Genomic DNA, 19,508 nt, shown 5'->3' with positions numbered 1-19,508 from the left:
TTCGCAGTTGAAATCCAAACCTAAAGGCGGACGCTATCGCTCCTGCAGTTCCAAATTCCCCTCCGCCGCTGAACCCAATGATGATGGGATAAACCTTACAAGAGCTGAGACAATACCTTTTATATATTAATATACCTGTTCTTTATAGAAGAAGCCGAACGACAGTTCACGCTCAGGGTCCTGCAAGGCACGGACCTCCTCCAGCCAAGACTCCTCGAATGCATATTCAGCGGGATCAGCGGCATAGACGTCCATGGCATGACGGTAAGCCTTAACGACAGCCACATTATAAGCCACCGGCTTCAGCAGACCTTCGATTTTCAGGCTGTGTACGCCGGCTTTTAACAAGAAATGGAGATCCTCCAGAATGCAAATATCATCCGAGCTCATAATATGCGTGCCATTCTCGTCTTCATAGATCGGGAACTTCTCATTCGGACGCTCCGCTTCAATCAGGAACAGCCCGCGCTCCTTGCCCAGGCTTCCGCCATCGCTTGGACGGCCCTGGTGGGACATATAACTGCCTACCAGCTTGCGCTTGGAATGATAGATATTCGTCATGCCGTGTACCTGGACCTGGGCTTCCACTTCCAGATGAGGGACCATCTCGGTCATCTCATCCATATTCAGCTCACGCGCCAGAACGACCCGCGAAGCTCCCTTGCGGCCCCAATAATTGGCTGTTGCATAGTTGGTTGAGGTCATTTCCGCATTCCAGTGCAGCTTCATTCCCGGCGCTTCGGCTTTGACGGCCGCCAGGACGGCGGGATCACCGAACTCTACCCCATCCACACCCAGCCCGCCGATGGCCTTCACATAAGCCGGAAGCTCCTCCAGCATAGTATTGGGAATCAGTCCATTAATGCTTACATATACCTTACCGCCCCGGGCATGTGCCAGCTTCACTACTGCGGACGTATCTTCAAGTGTAAAATGTCCGGCGAGACGCATACCAAAGCGGTCATCGCCGATCAGCAGCGCACTCGCTCCTGCATCCAGCAGCGCTGCCGCTTCTTCCAGAGAAGCCGCTGTTACCAGCAGCTCCGGTGTGTTATTCATCGTGTTACCTCCTGTGCATTGCTCATCCTTACTATTGTAGCGGGTTCTTACGGATTTTGTTTGCTTTTTTGAATATTGGCTAAATGTTCCTTGTAGGTTCTGGCAAATAAATGTCCCTGCGAGCCGTCCTTCTTAGTGACATAGAAGAAATAATCCGAGATCTCCGGCTTCATAGCTGCTTCAATCGACGCAAGTCCGGGGCTGCTGATCGGTCCAGGCGGCAAGCCCGCCTGCTTATACGTATTATAAGGGCTGTCTACCTTCAGATCCTTCTCATACAGCCGCTCTTTCTGCTTGTCCAGCAGGTACTGGACGGTAGCGTCGATCTCCAGCTTCTGCCCCTTATCCAGTCTGTTATAGATAATACCGGCCACCAGCGGACGTTCCTTGTCTACTACCACCTCACGCTCCACCAGTGAAGCTACGGTCAGCAGCTCATGCAGGGATAGCCCGCGGTTCGCAAGCTTGGCCTTCCACTCAGGAATCGTATCCAGCTTCTTCACCAGCTGCTCAAGCATCGCCCCGATGACTTCCTGCGGGGTGCTGTCCTTAGCCAGTTCATAGGTCTCCGGGAAAAGATACCCCTCCAACCGGTGGCGCAGCAGCGGATTGTCCGGAATCTCCAGCTTACTTACAGCTTCCAGACCCTTACCTGAATCGATCAGCGCAAGGAAGACCTCCGGCTTCTGATTCCATGCAGCGGCCAGCTTCTCCGCCACTTGGACCGCTGTATACCCTTCAGGGATGGTAAATGTAACCGTCGCTTCCTTCACAACATCTCCGGCATTCAACCGGCTGATCAGCGTGTCGTAGGAGTCACCGGAACTTACTTGATATGTGCCGGCCTTGAAGCTGGAGCCTTCCTGGACCCATTTCAGATACCCTTTGAAGAACAGACTATGCTTGATAATGCCCTCTTGCTGAAGCAGGTCGGCTATTTGCGAGCTTCCCATACCCTTCTCTATCGTAACCGTTACGGCCGGTCCTGCGGGCTTTACCGGCTGCATTCCATTCCAAATGTACCATGCTCCTCCTCCGGCGGCAGCTGCCAGGACCAGGATTAAGATAAGCACAGTGCGGATCACGGCTTTCAAATGTTACGCCTCACTTTCCGACTATAAAGTATAAAATTGTATTGTCCAAAATTCAACCTATTTTTATAGCATAAGCTTTTTTCATGCAGACTGAAAGATCATTTCGTTCCTCATAAGCAAAAAGAGCGCGGAAAAAATCCGCCCTCTTCCGTATCTGCTCTACATGAAGTTGCTACAGTCGCTTACTCGGCATCAGCAGGAAAAGTAAGCTCATCATACAGCTCGGAAATATTCTCCCACTCTTCATCGTCCATAATGCTCTCCAGCTCCGGAAGTCCGTCCGGAGAAACTACGATGCGCAGAATTTCCTGCTCCGCAGCTCTTCCCGATCCGCCCAGAACGGCATAAGCACGATCACCCACAGCAAATTCTGCAATAATATCGTAAACGGAAGACTTGCCCTGCTCATCCTCCAGTTCTACTGTTTCTCCATATACTTCCTTGAGCTTAGAAGTCCATACCGCCTGATCAGCGGAAAAATCAGTCATTCTCTGCTCCTCCATCCAGCTCGTCAACCAAAGTATTGAAGGTCTCCTCTACGATGGCCCATTCCTCATCATTCTCAATCATGAAGAGCTGCAGATCGTCGCCGTCTTCCTCGTAACGGAACGCGTAGACCTCATCTGTCTCCTCATCCTCGGAATCAAGCGGAACCACCATCATATACTTGGCATCCGATCCGTCCACTTCAAACTTCATGATGACCTCGAATTCCTCTTCATTACCTTCCTCATCGGGAATATAGATAATTTCCGGTTCCTCTTCTTGGCCGATCTGTTCGTTTGTCATATCCGCACACCCCTCACCTTTTACTGTTAGCATCCAAATAATTTTGCAAAATCAGCGCTGCGGCCATTTTGTCCACCAGCCCCTTGCGTTTCTTACGACTGACATCCCCTTCAATCAGCACCCGCTCAGCAGATACCGTCGTCAGACGCTCATCCCAAAGGTGTACGGGTAAATCGAGTTGCTCCCGCAGCTTATCTGCGAATTCGATGCAAATTTCACCACGGGGTCCTACGGAGCCGTTCATGTTCTTCGGCAGTCCGACAACAATCTCGCCGATTTCGTACTCCTTGACCAGTTCACGGATACGATCGAATTCATTGTCGTTTCCGCGCCGCTCAATAGTCTCCAGAGATTGTGCTGTCCATCCGAAAATATCGCTTGTGGCAACACCGATTCTGCGGTCGCCGTAATCCAGTCCCAGCTTCTTCATCATTTCGGCTGGTCCGCCCGGTGATTGGCCAGATAGAAACGGACCAGTTCTTCGATCAGCTCATCACGCTCTTTCCTCCGGACCAAACTTCTCGCATTGTTGTGGCGTGGAATGTAAGCCGGATCTCCTGACAGAAGATATCCTACGATCTGATTGATCGGATGATATTCTTTCTCCACCAGCGCGTCGTACACGGCGAGTAGTATTTCCTGGGGAGAGGCTTCCTTTTCGTCGCCCTTCACATTGAATTTGACCGTTTTGTCCATGGAGTCCATGTGGTGACACCTTCCTTCTGCAAAATCACCCCGTTTCGGGCGGCTTCGCAAAGTTGCTGCTGTACAGCTTACTTGCTGCCCTCATCATAACATATTCATGCCCTAACGAGGAAATCCTGCCATGGTTAAAGCGCTTTTTTTGGCATTTTGTCTACAAAAATAGATGTTTTTTTGGGTTTTAAGCTATTGCATGCCCCAGGTCAATAATGAATAACCTCCAAAAATATACATTGTGTGAATAAAGCAGCGGCACTGAGTGATTGCCCTCAGCACCGCTGCTTCCCAACCCTTGATAGAAATCCACAGTTTCTTACAGACGGGAATTTCTGAATACCGCTTAAGCCTGTGCGGCTACCAGCTCCTCAGCCTTTTTCAGGGCCTCACCCAGCTTGGAAGCATCCTTGCCACCAGCCTGTGCCATATCCGGACGTCCGCCGCCGCCGCCGCCGCAGACTGCAGCGATCTCCTTCACCAGCTTGCCGGCGTGGAAGCCTTTCTTCACCAGTTCCTGAGGTACGGCGACCACGAAGTTCACCTTGTCATCCATTGCAGCACCGAGCACCAGTATGGCCTCCGGGAGCTTGGACTTCAGTTCGTCCGCTGTCGAGCGCAAAGCATCAATATTGCCGGCCTGGACGGAGACCGCAAGAAGCTGTGTTCCTCCGCCTACTGTGATTACACTGCTGGTCAGCTCTGCTGCGAAGGTGGCGCTCAGCTTGGACTGGAGCGATTCATTCTCGCGGCCCAGCTCGCGGACCTGCGCATGCAGAGCTTCGATCCGCTTCGGCACATCGGTCAGCGACGATTTCAACAGGGCTGCCGATTGCTTCAGCAGGTCCAGCTGGCTCTCCGTGAACTGATAAGCGTAACGGCCAGTCACAGCTTCAATCCGGCGCACCCCGGAACCGATGCCGCTCTCGCTGAGCAGCTTGAAGATTCCGATCTGCGATGTATTAGACACATGGCATCCGCCGCACAGCTCCAGGCTGTAGTCGCCGACTTGAACGACACGGACGACATTGCCGTATTTCTCTCCGAAGAGGGCCATTGCCCCCATGGCTTTGGCTTCATCAATCGGCTTATTCTCGATCACTACAGGAAGGCCGCGCCAGATCTGAGCGTTCACACGCTGCTCGATATCGCTGAGCTCCTCTGGTGTGATGGCTCCAAAATGCGAGAAGTCAAACCGCAGGCGTGAGCCTTCTACTAAAGAGCCTGCCTGATTGACATGGCTGCCCAGCACTTCCTTCAGTGCTTTGTGCAGCAAGTGGGTTGCGGTGTGGTTCTTCACGATATCCTCACGCTCTGCCCGGTTCACTTCAGCACGGACGGTATCGCCCACTTTCAGCTCGCCTGCTTCAACCGTAACGAGGTGAACATGCTGGCCGTGCGGTGCTTTGAAGAGGCCATTCACCTTAGCGGTCACCGATCCGCCGGTCAGAACGCCGGTATCGCTGACTTGGCCGCCGCTCTCTGCATAGAACGGAGTCATTTCAAGAATGACCTGGCACTGCGCGCCTTCACTGACGACATCAACAAGTGCGCCGTCAATGACAATAGCCATTACTTTGGACTCTGCTACCGTGTCATTATATCCAACAAATTCACTTTTAACCGTCAGCTCGGCGAGTGCGCCGCCTTGAATTTTCATGCTGGCACTGTCCTGACGGGCAGCTCTGGCCCGGTCACGCTGCTCCTGCATCGCGGCATCGAAGCCGGCGCGGTCTACTGCAAGCCCCTGCTCGGACGCGAAGTCCTCGGTCAGGTCAAACGGGAAGCCATACGTGTCATAGAGCTTGAACGCATCCGCACCGGCAATGGTGCTCAGGCCGTCCGCTTTGGCTTTGGCGCTGATCTCCCCGAGGATCGCCAGACCATCGGACAGCGTTTCGTGGAAGCGTTCCTCTTCCAGACGGATGATTTTGGCGATATATTCACGGTTCTCGACCACGGAAGGATAATATACTCCCATAATCTCTCCAACGGTCTCGGTCAGCTCATGCAGGAACGGACGGTCCAGTCCCAGCGTCTTGCCGTAGCGCACGGCGCGGCGAAGCAGACGGCGGATAATATAGCCGCGTCCTTCATTGGAAGGAAGCACTCCGTCACCCACAGCGAACGTAACGGTACGCACATGGTCGGCAATGACTTTTAGCGCGATATCCTGTTCAACATTATCCTTGTAGGTTACACCGGCAAGCCCGGCGGTCTTCTGAATAATCGGCTGGAACAGATCGGTATCGAAGTTGGAATCCACATCCTGGAGAATGGAAGCGAAGCGCTCCAGGCCAGCGCCGGTATCAATATTCTTGTTGGGAAGCGGTGTATAGCTGCCGTCCTTATTATGGTTGAACTGCGAGAATACGAGGTTCCAGACCTCCAGCCAGCGCTCATTCTCGCCGCCCGGATACATCTCCGGATCACTCATATCACTGCCGTACGCTTCACCGCGGTCATAGAAAATCTCTGAGCACGGGCCGCACGGGCCTTCGCCGATATCCCAGAAGTTCTCGTCGCCCAGCTTGATGATGCGTTCTGCGGGCAGGCCGACCTTCTCATTCCACAGCTTGAACGCTTCTTCGTCCTCAGCATACACGGTAACGGAGATCCGGTCGCCATCGAAGCCGATCCACTCCTTGCCGGTAAGGAATTCCCAAGCCCAGGTAATGGCCTCCTCCTTGAAGTAATCGCCGATGGAGAAGTTCCCCAGCATCTCAAAGAACGTATGGTGACGGCGCGTCTTGCCCACGTTCTCAATATCATTGGTGCGGATACATTTCTGCGAATTGGTCAGGCGGGGATTCTCAGGAATCTCCCGGCCGTCGAAGTATGCCTTCAGCGGCGCCATGCCTGCATTAATCCACAGCAGCGAAGGGTCATTGTGCGGCACGAGCGAGGCGCTCGGCTCAATACGGTGACCTTTACTTTCAAAAAACTGCAGCCATTTGGAACGGATTTCACTTGCTTTCATCATGTACAGCTCCCGTCTCTTCATTAAATGCGGCACGCTGGCCGGATACGAAAATCAAAAACAAAAAACGCCCCTGAATGAAATTCAGGGACGATGATTATCGCGGTACCACCCTGGTTATCGCCTTGATCCGTGAATCACGGACAATTGCAGACGATCGCCTTGTGCGGCTGTTAACGGGTGCCCCCGGCGGGATTGTCCCCGCACTCCGAAATCAGCTTTCAGCCGGCCTGTCTCCCAGGTTCTCACACCCGATGCGAAAATCCGCAAAGGAACCTGTTCTCTGGTGAAGCCATTCTCCGGCGTACTTGTTTTCATCAACGCTTTGTCCGATTTGCTTTTTAACATTTCAAGTATAGCCAGCGGGTGGATATCTGTCAATCTTGTACCGAGAAATTCACTGAACATAAAAACACTAAGCTATTTAAGTCAAAATAAAGTAAGCTGATTAATGATAAATTTAAAATTTATGACTTCAAGCAATCACAGAAATAATAGGAGGCAACATGGAACTAACTATTGCTGATTTTACAGAATACCTTAAAGAGTATGAATTTTATTTAAGTGTTGAACGTAATTTATCTTTAAAATCGATTAAAGCTTATTTATCTGATTTAAATGGATTACATGCTTGGTACAACATTCATTCTTATGAACAAATTACAAAACAAGATTTAATTACATATTTAGAAGAACTGAACCTAAATAATATATTGAGTGATTCAACAATTAAAAGAAAATATATAACGATTAAAGCCTTTTTCAATTATCTTGTTCAAACTGAGAAAATATCAGTATCACCTGTTGCAACCTTTGGGAAGCATTTTAAAACAGCTAAACGAATCCCCAAAACACTATCTGTGACTGAGATTGAGCGTCTTCTAAACTCCCCTCAAGAGCACATGAAAGAATTACATACCCCCTTTAGAAAAATAATCTGTATAAGGAATAATGCAATTATTGAGTTGTTATATGTGATCGGAATCAGGATAGGAGAACTTGTTTCAATTAACTTAGAAGATATTGATTTAGAGGAGAATACGATTCTGATTTTTGGGAAAGGGCGTAAGGAACGTCTTCTATATATTTCAAGCGCAGAGGTAGTAAAAAAGATTAATTCTTGGCTCAGTCTTCGGGAAGAGCTAAACCCAAAATCAGACGCACTTTTCATCAATAAATATGGAGATCGACTTTCTATTTATTCTATAGAGGATATCTATGCCAAGTACAGAGATCTTGCAAATATCAGTAAAAAATCCACTCCTCACTACTTACGACATAGCTTTGCTACACATTTACTAAACAATGGGGCTGATCTTCGTTCTGTCCAAGAAATTCTGGGCCATACTAATGTCAGCACTACCCAAATCTACACAGAAGTTTCAGTAGAGCGAAAGAAGGAGGTCCTTAACAAATTCAATGCAAGAAATAATCTTAAATTATAGATAAGAACCTCCTAATAACTCAGAATTATTTGGAGGTTTTAAAATATGAGTGATTTAATATCCCTTATCCATGAGTTGTGGTTAAATTCAAAACAAATAAGTAAAAAGTACAATGTAGCACTAATTACCAATACACGTTCACAAACTAGAGAAATAAATGGTCAGCCGGTCAATTATTCTTTAAGTAATGAATTTTTTTCGGATGAAGAATACGATGAGGTATTTGAAGGTATTAAAAGAACTGGTTTTTTTGTCGAAACATTTTTTAATGAACCTGAATTTATCATGACTGTGCTTAGAGAGGCATACTACAAAAACAAAAGATTAGTTTATAATCTGGCAAGAAATGGTGAATATGTTGGCAAAAAATCGTTAATCCCATCTTTTTGCGACCTATTACACATTCCCTATACCGGAGCTGATGCGTTTGTTATTTCTCTTAGCAGAGCTAAATATACATATACTAAATTCTTAGAAAGCCACAATATTTTAGTACCAGATAGTTGGGTATTGTCGCCTACGGGATGGCTAGATAAAAGACCACCAGATGGAAAGAAAATTATCATTAAACCACTATATGAGTCCGCAAGTATCGGTTTAGGCTCTGAATCCATAATTGAGTTCAACTCAAAAAAAGCTCTCGAACTTCACGATTTATCCTATTCAAGTAACAAAAGTTTATTAATTCAAGAATTTATTGAAGGGTATGAATGTGAAGTTCCACTATTAATTTCAAGTACACCGTTTGCTTTTGAACCAGTTGGCATTTCAATAAATGATAAAAGATTATTAAATGAAGCAATAATAACTTTTGATCATTCTTATAATGATTCTTATGATTTTTACTCTTTAAACGAAGAGTTGCCAAAATCTATAATAGAAAAAACTAAAGAATCCGCCAAAATTATTTCTAATCTTGTTGGACTCAGAAATTATGGGAGAATCGATTTTCGAATTAATAACAATGGTATTCCTTACTTAATGGATATTGCTGCCTCTCCTTATACAACTAACCACAGTTCATTTTCTTTTGCATTTGCAAAATTGGGTTTCGAAACAAAGCATATTTATAGTTCAATTATTGCTTTAGCAACAGATGTGTAGGAATGTTCTAAAGTGACGAGAATTGTAAATCGGAAAATAGAAATAATCTACAATAAAAATTACAAGCCGCCTCTTTAGGAGATGATTGCTCATAAATCCATTGATCAAGGGCAACTGGGTCAAGATCTAATTTCTTATTAATCAGGTTTTCTAAAGCGAAAATTCGGTTTGTAATTTGTTGTTTTATTTTTTTATGGAATTCTGGAACACTTTGTTTTAAATCAACCAAATACTGCTTTGAAGTTTCCCAATTTTTATTTAGTATTTCAACAACTAAATATATATTTTTAATGTAATATTCATAAAAAGCATCCTCATTTGCTATAAGTATATTTTTCTTTAAATCGTCTACTACTTTATAGCAATTCTTGAAATCTTGCTTCAACAGAAAAATATTAGCGAGATTGAGCATTATTATAGCATCCTTCTCAGATGGTTTGTTAGATATTTGAGTTTTTAATTTGGCTATCGTTTCATCTACAATAGGGTTTTTAATTTCAAAATCTTCTCTTCTCATCTGTGATAAAAATTCAGTTAAATAAAGGTTGTTATATACCTTTTCTTTGGAAGGGTAATTGATGTATTTGTGATCGTTTATTAAACTTAGGCATCCATCTAAATGAGCTATAGCCATATCAAATTTACCTAAAACCATTAATATTCCAGCATAATTACAAAGTGAAAAATAATATTGAAGATAGTCCGATGACTGTTCGAAATAATTAACAGCATCTTCCATTGCAACTTTAGACATTGCCGGAGATTTATACAAAAAAGCTTTTCTTTGAATTGTTTTACCTAAATATTCAAAAAACTTATTATTCTGATTATTACTTATAAAAGCAAGCAACTTTAAAGCCGTTTGTTCTGTTTTATCGAAATGGCCCAATTTGTTTGAATATGTTGAAAACAGGGCAAATGAACAAATTGCCCATTCTTCTTTTTCATTCAGTTCAAGTTCATTAAGTAAAAACTCCAATCTATAAACATGGGATTTGATACGTTCAGTGTTCATATCCAGCATAAGTGATACAAGAAGCTCCATACGAGCAACTTCTGACTTAAGTAATAAAGAACCAGTATCAGAAATGACTTTTAGTTTTTCATAAGCATTAGAATAGTCTTCCTCCAAATAGGCTTGACAAGCCTCTATCATATTATTGAAGGTACTCAGATAGACTTGCATATTATAGTTATCACTATTCTTTATCGTCTTTTCAAGTGTTTTTTTAATATAATCACACTCTCCAGGTTGAGATGCTACAAAAATATTCCGACAATAAGCTAATATAAAAAGTCCTACTATTTCCTGAACATGTATGCCTTCAACATCACCTAATGACAAGTGAACAGCACGTGTTAAGTAGTCCTCAGGTTTGTTTTCTTTTAAAAAATTGTAATATTGCAAATGGAATCTTGAATGTGTTCCGTGTAGCTTCATATAAAAAAAATTCTGAATAAAACTGTTTGAAAAAACATACTGTTTACCTTTTTTTAAGAATAAATTTTCACAACAATTGGTTAATATTTCGTCTATATTACTTTTACCTTTACATAAAAATCCAATTTCATTTATGCCAAAATCTCCAGTGATAATTGAAGAAGCTTTTAATATATCAGAATAATCTAACTTTTTATCACCTAACAGATCTAATCTATACTCAAGTAAAATTTTCAAGTCCAAATTTGCTTGATCTGAGGAAAGATTAGTTGATTTATTTAAATAGAGCCCTTCAACAACAATTTTAATAAAATCAATATTTGCACCACTTAGAGACATAATAGTTTCAAGATCATGTCCAGATAATGATAACTTGTACCCTAATTTTTTAAGTAGATCACCTATTTCATCTGATTTAGGCAATTCTAAATAAATATTTAAACCTTCCGTAAACATCATTTTTGAATTTAAGTAACTGCTTTGTTTTTCCTCATCGTCTGTTACTACAACTATCTTTACCTTTTTATTTTTAAGAATTTTTTGGGAATATCTTAACGCTTCGAGAAATGATTGAGATGATTTGTCCCAAAAGTGATAGCTATCTGCAATTATTAATATATTTTCTTCAGCTAAATGCGCTATTTTCTTTGCAAAAAAATTGATTTTTGAGTCGAATATCTCCTTCTTTTTAAAGGAATTTGATATTCCTATATTTATAAAGTCAAAAATTTTAAACCCAAAATTAAAACCAATATTATTATGTTCAAAATAAGGATGGTTGACTTCTTCCGCTAATGTAATTGTTGAGTAAGGATCATTTAGTCCTCGCTTTCCTTCAATGTAGAAAGCAGCCCAGTTCTCATACTTATCGCGTATTTCTTTTAAGTAACTTTTTATTATCTCAGTTTTCCCGCCACCTAAGGGTCCATGTAAATGAACTATACTTATTTTAGGATTTTCCATTCCATTTATAATTTCCTTCTTAATCTCCAACTGCTTACTGGATAAGGTCACTTAGATTAAACCTCCAAATAATTCTGAGTTATTAGGATGTGTTTTTTTATAATCCATCCACTTTTTGTTTCATTAATAGGATATTCGACTTTCTTCATAATTCTCCTTTAATCTACCATTTCTTTCACAGATCTTTCACGAACGACATAATTAGTCAGCATTCTCCATTCATATCGTGTATTTGACCTACACGCACGGTTTCTGCCGATCATTCTGGCATTCTTACAAGGAAATAGTATTTACAGCGCTTACACACAGGCGTATAATTTAGTTATTCATAGCGTCGAGACGTAGCTCAGCTTGGTAGAGCGCTTGCTTCGGGAGTAAGAGGCCGCAGGTTCGAATCCTGTCGTCTCGACCATATCTAACATGATCTAATTAAGATTCGCGGCTTTGGGACCGCGATTTTTTGGCGTTTCATCCCCCTATTCTAATCAGACGATTACCTCCGCCCCACCCACAGCCGTCTTCTCAGCTCCATCTCCTCATAGATACGCTCCAGCGGCAAATGTATGGACTGGCCCGTAATATTCACAGGTGTGCCGGCGAGACGGAGGTTGATCGCCATCAGCCACCGCTTTAGTCCACGTTGTCGGGACAGGTAGGCTTTGGGATCAGCGAGGAAGATGCGGCGCAGCAGCATGATAAGATAGACAATGGCCGCCAGGCCAAACAGCACGGTGCAGGAAATTCCCAGCGTCCGCAGAAGGATGGCAAGATCCGTCGTAACCTCCCCGGATATTTTTAGCAGCCAGATCCCCAATACCACAAAAAGCAATGATCCTGCTAGCCGCGCTATCTTCGTATTCTAGGCAGGAACGCCCCCGGAATTAACGCCAGGATCGAGAAGGCAATCGTCCACATAAACGTATGATCGAAGGCAACGGCCACTGCGGCCGGGTCAGGAGTCAGGACGGAATTCAACTCATTTTGTAAAATAATTGCGATAACCGATACGCCGAAGGCGCCGCCAATCTGCTGCATAATACGGGTGGTGCTGCTGGCGTGCGGGATTTGCTTCGAGGACAGACCGATATAGGCAGAAGCCATAACCGGCAGAAAAACAGCCCCTAATCCAGCCCCCCTCACGATAAGAACCGCACTCAAAAAATAGTAACTCGTATCTCCGCCAAGCTGCGTCAGCGGCCAAGTGCCAAGGATGGTAAGGACCGTGCCGACGAGAACCACGGGTCTCGATCCGATCTGATCCGTCAATTTGCCGGCCAGCGATCTGGTCAGCAGCATGCCGATGCCTTGGGGAACAAGCAGCAGTCCGGAGATAAGCACAGATTCACCGCGGACTTGCTGGAGATATAACGGCAGCAGCAGCATTGCCCCGTAGGTGGTCAAACCGGATAGAAACAGCAGTGTAGAGGATACAGTTAAGGAGCGTACCCGGAACAGCGTGACATCGATCAATGCTTCGCTTCCTTTGCGGAGTGCATACACCACGAACCCTGCTAAAAGCGCCACACCTGATATAACCGGAGCAAGGACCGCAGCATGACCGAAGCCGTGATGGGAACTGACTTCTCCAAGACCGTACAGGGTAAGCACGATAGCCGGAGACAGTAATAACAGTCCAGGCACATCCAGCCGCAGCGTGCGAGCATTGCGCACATCCTTGGGAAGTCCCTTCCACGCCACAATAATGGCAGCCACGCAAAGCGGAATATTGACAAAGAAGATCCATCTCCAGCTCAGATGATTGACGATTATTCCTCCCAGCACCGGTCCCAGAATGGGCCCAAGCAGCGCAGGCAGAGCTATGGTCGCCATTTTTCGACCCATATTCTGACTTCCGTAGGCACGTACGGCCAAGGTCTGCATGATGGGCATCAGCAAGCCCCCGCCGATCCCCTGAAGGGTACGGAAAAGAATCAGGCTCTCCACATTCCACGCCATGCTGCACAGTACAGAGCCGAGCAAAAACATCTCCAGCGAAAACAGCCACATCCTCCTTCCCCCAAACCGCTCCACTGCCCAGCCGCTTATCGGTATGACCATCGCAAGCGACAGCAGATATCCGGTCATCACCCACTGAATCGTAGACACCGAGGTGTTAAATTCCCGGACCAGCGTATCAATCGCCACATTGGTTATCGTCGTATCGAATAGCGGGGCCAGAATCCCAAGCATAAGAATCCACATCAAATTCTTCGCTGCTGCCTGCTGTTCAGCCGGTTCAAGTGCTGGTTTAGCTTGCTTTTGCAAATTGCTCATCTCCCTTTGGATAATAATTAAGAAACTTTAAGTTTCTTATTCGAGCCTATGATATACTATCCAAATAGGAAACGCAACGAAATTCTCCATTGGAGGTTGAGATAGATATGCCCACTTCTCAAGAACAGGATAAATTGAAGAACAGACGGAGAGGTCAAGAGCTGGAAGCTGCTATACTGCAAGCCGTACGGAAAGAGTTGACAGAGCAGGGGTATTCCAATCTTACGATGGACAGTGTGGCCGAGCGGGCGGGAACAAGCAAAGCCGTACTCTATCGACGGTGGGCCAACCGCGCTGAGCTTGTGCTTGCTGCCATCCGGGATCGTGTGCCCCTGCCGCTGGAGGAAGTGCCTAATCACGGGAATTTGAGGGATGATGTATGCGGGGTGCTGCGGGCCATGAACCAGAATAATATTCAAGCAATGTTGAATGCATTCTACGGGCTTGTAGCGGAAATGGGCGATATGCCGCTTGCCTCTTATATTTTCCCCCATGGGCGTCAAAACAGGACCATGTCGATTTTGCTAGAGCGGGCTGTTGAGCGTGGAGAAGTGTCTGCCGAAGCTGTGACCCCCCGAATGCTCACTTTGCCGTCCGATCTGGCCCGCCATGAGCTGATGCTGTATAACGCACCTATGTCGGAGGAGACCATTGCCAATATTGTGGACGAGGTGTACCTTCCGCTGGTGTTGAAGCGTTAATTCTTCATTCCCGTCCATCAGCTTTACGGCTTAAGTCATTCGCCCTTAATTTCTTTGCTGTGGGGCTAATGTTGCATGTATTGCAACTCGGCATCTAGGATATGGGGATTCCCGGGAGATTGTTGCAGGAATTGCAGGTTTATCTTCTTTAAGCAGCTTCAAGACAGGATATTCCTGCTTTTTGTACAACAATACGAGTAATGGTTGATTTAATGTGAGAGGAATGTTGTAGTTTAAGCAGGATTTTGAATCGGAATTATAAGTTGGAGTTGGAGGAGCAGCACGATAATCCGGCTGCAACCACAAACAGCCAGCCACCGGCAATCTGCCCGGCGGCTGGCTGTTTCTCTATCTTATTAGAAGTATTAGAAGTAACTTTACAGCTTCCAGATCCGGTACAGAATCACCGCTGCTTCTGCACGGGAAAGGGTATCTCCCGGAGCAAGCTTATTGTTCTTACCGTTCACTACGCCGTATTTCAGCAGGGCGGATACGCTGTCCTTGGCATAGGCGGAGATTTGACCGGCATCGGTGTAAGATGCTATCGATCCGCTGCCTTCAGCCGAGATTCCGGCCGCCTTCAGGGCGCGCGCCGCAAGCACCATCATCTCCTGGCGGGTGATGACGCCCGTTGGCTTGAAGGTATTGTCCGCATAGCCTGTGACGATACCAAGCTGCTTCGCGGCCGCAAGCTCCTTGCTGTATGCCGCGTTATTCTGGACATCGCTGAAGCCTGCAACTGCTTCAGCAGCAGCCTTAAGCTCCAGCACCTTCACCAGCGAGGCTGTGAAGTCTGCTCTGTTCATAGGAGCGGCAGGCATGAAGCTGTTACCGCCCGGAAGGATATCGCGCGCAGCCATGGCAGCAGCTGCCTGCTTCGCCCATGACAGGCTACCGAGATCTGTGAAGGCCGGCGGAGCGAAGGCTGCGGCAAATATGCCGAACTCTGTAGTACGGAACACCAGCGCTTCCTTCACTGCATCATAACGGCTGTTCACCACAGCAGACCACGCGCCGTTGCCGGTGAGCGAACGGACCAGAAGGGACTCCAGGCTGCCGAGTTCTTCCGCTGATGCTTTGTAAGGAATAGAGACGGTCATCGCACTGCTACCTGGCAAGGCTACCTTCTGCCCGCCTGCAAGCAGACTCAGCTCCACCACCGGACGGCTGCCGGTCTGCTGGAGAGCAGCGGCATCCAGGCCTTCGGCTGTGGATTGCTTGACCCGGATGCTGACATATTCAGCAGTTGCTGTAATCCCTGCGAGCTGCTCACTTGGAATGGACAGCGTAGCAAGGCCGTTCTTGAGAACAAGCAGGTACTTCTCCTGCGTCTTCAGGCCTTGAAGCGGCAGCTGGGCTTCATAGGAGGCCACGCCGGTCTGGTTCGCCAGATCGATGATGATCTGCTTCCGCCCGTCTGCTGCCGGGGCCGCCTGCTTCAAGGCTTGCTGCCACAGCTCAGCCGTAACTACGGCCTTCGCCTCTGTGCCTTCGGCCTTCACGACAGGTCTAAGCGTCACCACACCATCCTTGCTGTCCATCTGCGCAGGCTTAGGCGCAGGCGTGCTACTGCTGTAGCTGGTGCCGCCGGATACTGGTGCCGGTGTGGCTGTTGGTTCCGGCGTTGGGGTCGGCTTCGTCGGCGGTTCAGCGCCGTCTTTGGCCTTAAGCGTCAGCACGCCGAAGACGGAGGTGTCCTGATAGCCGTTGCCGGTGGTATCATTCCAGGCGGACACACTTTGCCGGACGCCGCTCTTGGCATCGTTAATCTGAGTGTCGAAGCCGACCTTGGTGCCGCCGGCTGGCGTGATTTTTTTGAACGGAATCTTCATTTCAAGTGTATAGTTAGTTCCGGTTATCTTGGTTGCCGACTCGAAGCCCGCACCAATGGCTGCCGGACTGAAGGAGGCTTCATTGTCGTAATTGACCCTATATTGTCCGTCATCGCTCTCATAGAAGGTCGTGCGGCCGAAATTCTCATCCAGGAAAATCTCGACAGAATCCTGCTCCCATGCGTTAGCATTACTCTTGTCCAGTTGAGCGTCATTCACTTGGACCAGCACATACAGATTCTGGTCATCCCACAGGGTACGCGTGGTTCCGCTTGCGCCCTGCCAGGCCATCTGGTAGCGGTTCACAGCCATCCCGGGCGCAGAGGCCCAGATTCCATCCGCTGCTCCGTCAATAACCGGCGTGCCGTAGACCGCCTCTGACACGTTGGCTTCCGCCGTATTCGGCTCATGCTCGGACATGAACTTGACCGGATCAATAACCGCGTAGTAAGCCGGTTTGGCCTGCAAATCCCTGTCGAACAGCAGCGGGCTTGACTCCGCTCTCCAGCTTGTGCGGTCATCCATGCCCCAGAAGGTTACCCGCGCGATATGGTCGGCATGGGCCTTGTAGAGATCCATCAGCCTCGCATACAGATAGCCTTGAGCAATCCGTTCCTTCTCTGTCTGCGTATTCAGGCTGCCGGCCTGAATATCCAGCTCGGTAATACTGACCTCTACGCCAAGGGAGATGAACTTCTCCAGCGACAGCTTGACGTTATCTGGATTCGTATTGATATTGTAGTGCGCCTGCATCCCCACACCATCAATCAGCAGCTTGCCGGGATGGGTCAACGCGTACTTGTCATTCAGTTCCTTGACCATACTGTAGATGGCCTGGGCCTTGTTCTGGTTATCGTCATTGTAATCATTGTAATACAGCTTGATATCCCATTCCGGATGCTGGTCCAGCACTTCTCTGGCCGCCAGGAACGCCTGCTCCAGATAGTCCGGGCCGATGGCATCATACCACGGAGCTTTACGCAGCGCCGCTTGCCAGTCGGAGGGATTGGACGGGTTATCATTCATCGCCTCGTTGACTACATCCCAGGAGATCACACGGTCTCCGAAATGCTCCATGACTCCCTTGATGTGTGTTCTAAGGTTAGCGAGTGCTTCATCACGCCCTAGGGGAACGCTTTTGCCCGCCCCATCCGTTGACAGATTCATCCATGCGGGAGACTGCTGATACCAGACCAGCACATGCCCATGCATCTTCATGCCTTCGGCAAGTACCTTGTTAACCATCGCATCGGCCGCTGTAAAGGTGAAGTTACCCTTGGTCGGCTGCAGCGCATCCGGCTTCATCGCATTGCCTGCGGTAGCGACATTGTGATGCATGTTCAGCAGGTCCAGCCGCACACCTTCCAGATCCTCGGCGGATAACGCGTTGCCGATCAGGAAGTCATTTTGATAGGCTGCTTTTAGCGGAATCAGATCTCTCTGAATATCCACCGGCGCGGTACCGGTATGCTCGAAATTAATATCATCGATGTAAAAGGAAGCGATTGCATTATTGGAACTTTCAATGTACAGGGTCAGATGTTCGCCGCCGACGCTGTTATAGCGGTAGCTGCCCTCATATTTCACCCAGCCGTCAGCCGTACTGATCGTCTTGGGAGACAGCGCCACATAACTCGCTCCTGAATCATTGCCCACCTGCGTGGACAGCTGGAGCTGCGCGCTCGCCGGTTCGATCAGCTTCACCCAGGCAGACAGGGTATATTCGCTGCCCTTGTCCACGTACTTCTCCACACGCAGGGAAGGCCCGTGCCAGGTGTTGGTTCTGCCCTCGACCTTCAGGGAATACGAACCGCCCTCGGTATGATTCGCTTCATTCGTTACGGTCAGCGTTTCGGTTCCGGCTCTGCCGGTGAAGCCGCCCTCTTGCTGATCTTCAAAAGTAACCTTACTGAACGGCAAAGCCGGTTCACGCACAGGCTCTTCCCCACCGCCCGGAGTGGACTCTGTCGTTATCAGAAGATCGCCAAGGTAGAAGGGAACTGTGGCTCCAGGACCGTTGGAGTTGATGCGCAAGGAGTGGTCCCGCTTGTCAGCGTCCGTGGCACTCGTGTCCACAGTAAATGTCTTCGTCAGTGTGACCGATTGCCCTGCCACATAGGGTGTTGCTGCATAATTTCCGTAGCTGTTCACAGTCTGCAGCGCTGCCTCTGCTCCCTCTGGGAGCGTCATCTTCGCGTCAACGTAGACAACGGCCGTTACGGTGTACGTTTTTCCATGCTGGAGGCCAAGATCGGTGAACTTGAAATCAACCCCATCCCAGTTATCCTTGCGGTTGTTTACGTATAATGCTGCACCATCGGCATTCCCTGCAAAAGGTACCTCCTTCACCGCGCTCAGGCTGGCTCCCCCAGACTGGCTAGTCTTGCCTGCACCATTCGCAAACGTCTCGTGATATACCGTGGTCTGTGCCTCGGCTGCCTGAGCAGCCGGAAGATACCCGCCTGCCGGAAGAAGCAGAAGGGCTGCCAGCAGCACCAGGGAGACTTGCTTGATTATTCTCTTCATGCGTTGCACTCCTCTGTATGAATTTGGGTTTCATTAAGTTAAGCGCTTCCAAGGCAAACGAAAGCCTCTCCTTTCATCACCCAAATCGTAGCACAAGGACAAAAATGCGTCTTACCCGAAACTAAAGGTTGTACCGTGCTTTTTATAGTTCATTTCACTGGAGTGTCACAATTTAAGCAACACCTATCGCCCACTCTACAAGCCAGATGCTATAGAGGAAGGAAATAGTTGGATTTTCAACACTTGCTGGTGAGCGAATCCCCCGTGCTTAATCAGCAGTTGGACAAACAGCACTTAAATCATCTCATTTCATCCTAAGTAGTGAAAACCAGACGTGTTAGATGCTGTTTTTCCACTTGCTTCAGCAGATTGCTGGGAAGTTGACGAATTAAGCTACGTTTATCCAATTGCTGACCGGGACAAGCCGCTCCTACCGGAGAACACTTGGACCGCCTGACGTAGCTCGGCATCGTATCGTGCCAGCCTTCATTACACCACGTGCAGGGAGTCTGCACGAAGATGCAAAAAAAGCAAAACAGCACTTCTCAGTAACGCGAGAAATGCTGCTCTGTTATCGTTTTCTCTTAAACAAGACTATTTCATA

Annotated in this window: 15 protein-coding genes and 1 tRNA gene; 4 read left to right on the top strand and 12 right to left on the bottom strand. The window is 47.6% G+C overall.

The genetic code is table 11. The features are described from left to right. Positions 1–126 precede the first annotated feature (126 nt). The 8 genes from NST43_RS06640 to NST43_RS06605 all read right to left on the bottom strand — a co-directional run bounded on the left by NST43_RS06640 (position 127) and on the right by NST43_RS06605 (position 6,939). The gene (locus tag NST43_RS06640; RefSeq protein ID WP_339223252.1) at positions 127–1,059 is read right to left on the bottom strand and encodes a peptidase U32 family protein; all 933 of its coding nucleotides are present in this window, start codon (positions 1,057–1,059) and stop codon (positions 127–129) included. Positions 1,060–1,106: 47 nt separating this feature from the next. Next, positions 1,107–2,153, bottom strand: a complete 1,047-nt coding sequence (gene mltG / locus NST43_RS06635) for an endolytic transglycosylase MltG (protein ID WP_339223250.1) — start codon at positions 2,151–2,153, stop codon at positions 1,107–1,109. Positions 2,154–2,335: 182 nt separating this feature from the next. Further along, the gene (locus NST43_RS06630) at positions 2,336–2,641 is read right to left on the bottom strand and encodes a DUF1292 domain-containing protein (RefSeq protein WP_209994160.1); all 306 of its coding nucleotides are present in this window, start codon (positions 2,639–2,641) and stop codon (positions 2,336–2,338) included. Continuing rightward, positions 2,634–2,942, bottom strand: a complete 309-nt coding sequence (locus NST43_RS06625) for a DUF1292 domain-containing protein (RefSeq protein WP_036696606.1) — start codon at positions 2,940–2,942, stop codon at positions 2,634–2,636. The genes NST43_RS06630 and NST43_RS06625 overlap by 8 nt, the downstream gene beginning before the upstream one ends. A gap of 13 nt (positions 2,943–2,955) precedes the next feature. Then, complete coding sequence (ruvX, locus tag NST43_RS06620) at positions 2,956–3,372, bottom strand: Holliday junction resolvase RuvX (RefSeq protein WP_209994187.1); 417 nt, start codon at positions 3,370–3,372, stop codon at positions 2,956–2,958. After that, entirely contained in the window at positions 3,372–3,647 is a 276-nt protein-coding gene (locus NST43_RS06615; RefSeq protein WP_339223248.1) for an IreB family regulatory phosphoprotein, read from the bottom strand. The genes ruvX and NST43_RS06615 overlap by 1 nt, the downstream gene beginning before the upstream one ends. Before the next feature lie 337 nt (positions 3,648–3,984). Further along, a complete protein-coding gene (gene alaS, locus NST43_RS06610) occupies positions 3,985–6,618 on the bottom strand; it encodes an alanine--tRNA ligase (RefSeq protein ID WP_339225355.1) in 2,634 nt (877 codons plus the stop codon). Between the two features lie 117 nt (positions 6,619–6,735). Beyond that, on the bottom strand, positions 6,736–6,939 hold the full coding sequence (locus tag NST43_RS06605) for a hypothetical protein (RefSeq protein ID WP_339223246.1): 204 nt from the start codon (positions 6,937–6,939) through the stop codon (positions 6,736–6,738). Positions 6,940–7,124: 185 nt separating this feature from the next. Between NST43_RS06605 and NST43_RS06600 the strand changes: the two genes are divergently transcribed. Both NST43_RS06600 and NST43_RS06595 read left to right on the top strand, forming a co-directional pair. Beyond that, positions 7,125–8,063, top strand: a complete 939-nt coding sequence (locus NST43_RS06600; protein WP_339223245.1) for a tyrosine-type recombinase/integrase — start codon at positions 7,125–7,127, stop codon at positions 8,061–8,063. A gap of 45 nt (positions 8,064–8,108) precedes the next feature. Next, positions 8,109–9,167 carry an ATP-grasp domain-containing protein gene (locus NST43_RS06595; RefSeq protein ID WP_339223244.1) on the top strand — a complete coding sequence of 353 codons (1,059 nt, stop codon included), beginning with the start codon at positions 8,109–8,111 and terminating at the stop codon, positions 9,165–9,167. Positions 9,168–9,174: 7 nt separating this feature from the next. On the opposite strand, the gene NST43_RS06590 is transcribed toward NST43_RS06595, so the two are convergent. After that, entirely contained in the window at positions 9,175–11,622 is a 2,448-nt protein-coding gene (locus NST43_RS06590) for a hypothetical protein (protein ID WP_339223243.1), read from the bottom strand. Positions 11,623–11,906: 284 nt separating this feature from the next. Here NST43_RS06590 and NST43_RS06585 point away from each other — a divergent pair. Next, positions 11,907–11,983: transfer RNA gene (locus NST43_RS06585), tRNA-Pro, on the top strand. Between the two features lie 81 nt (positions 11,984–12,064). Here NST43_RS06585 and NST43_RS06580 read toward each other — a convergent pair. Next, a complete protein-coding gene (locus NST43_RS06580; RefSeq protein ID WP_209994156.1) occupies positions 12,065–12,385 on the bottom strand; it encodes a hypothetical protein in 321 nt (106 codons plus the stop codon). Between the two features lie 32 nt (positions 12,386–12,417). Further along, positions 12,418–13,836 (bottom strand): MDR family MFS transporter, encoded by a 1,419-nt coding sequence (locus tag NST43_RS06575; RefSeq protein WP_339223241.1) that lies wholly within the window; start codon positions 13,834–13,836, stop codon positions 12,418–12,420. A 143-nt stretch (positions 13,837–13,979) separates the two neighbouring features. On the opposite strand from NST43_RS06575, the gene NST43_RS06570 reads away from it, so the two are divergent. Continuing rightward, positions 13,980–14,546, top strand: coding sequence for a TetR/AcrR family transcriptional regulator (locus NST43_RS06570; protein WP_339223239.1), 567 nt, complete (start codon positions 13,980–13,982; stop codon positions 14,544–14,546). 377 nt (positions 14,547–14,923) lie between these two features. On the opposite strand, the gene NST43_RS06565 is transcribed toward NST43_RS06570, so the two are convergent. Then, positions 14,924–18,904 (bottom strand): endo-1,4-beta-xylanase, encoded by a 3,981-nt coding sequence (locus NST43_RS06565; RefSeq protein WP_339223237.1) that lies wholly within the window; start codon positions 18,902–18,904, stop codon positions 14,924–14,926. Positions 18,905–19,508: the final 604 nt, after the last annotated feature.

Origin of the sequence: Paenibacillus sp. FSL H8-0332 (assembly GCF_037963835.1) — a bacterium.
Classification (GTDB): Bacteria; Bacillota; Bacilli; order Paenibacillales; family Paenibacillaceae; genus Paenibacillus_AQ; species Paenibacillus_AQ rhizoplanae.
Note: the sequence above shows the minus strand (reverse complement) of the source record. Positions and strands in the feature narration are given on the sequence as shown.

Bases quoted from the DNA above. Each gene is read 5' to 3' on its own strand.
- NST43_RS06640 (WP_339223252.1), bottom strand. From the start codon at position 1,059: ATGAATAACACACCGGAGCTGCTGGTAACAGCGGCTTCTCTGGAAGAA.
- NST43_RS06630 (WP_209994160.1), bottom strand. From the start codon at position 2,641: ATGACTGATTTTTCCGCTGATCAGGCGGTATGGACTTCTAAGCTCAAG.
- NST43_RS06625 (WP_036696606.1), bottom strand. From the start codon at position 2,942: ATGACAAACGAACAGATCGGCCAAGAAGAGGAACCGGAAATTATCTAT.
- ruvX (WP_209994187.1), bottom strand. From the start codon at position 3,372: ATGAAGAAGCTGGGACTGGATTACGGCGACCGCAGAATCGGTGTTGCC.
- NST43_RS06615 (WP_339223248.1), bottom strand. From the start codon at position 3,647: ATGGACTCCATGGACAAAACGGTCAAATTCAATGTGAAGGGCGACGAA.
- alaS (WP_339225355.1), bottom strand. From the start codon at position 6,618: ATGAAAGCAAGTGAAATCCGTTCCAAATGGCTGCAGTTTTTTGAAAGT.
- NST43_RS06600 (WP_339223245.1), top strand. From the start codon at position 7,125: ATGGAACTAACTATTGCTGATTTTACAGAATACCTTAAAGAGTATGAA.
- NST43_RS06595 (WP_339223244.1), top strand. From the start codon at position 8,109: ATGAGTGATTTAATATCCCTTATCCATGAGTTGTGGTTAAATTCAAAA.
- NST43_RS06565 (WP_339223237.1), bottom strand. From the start codon at position 18,904: ATGAAGAGAATAATCAAGCAAGTCTCCCTGGTGCTGCTGGCAGCCCTT.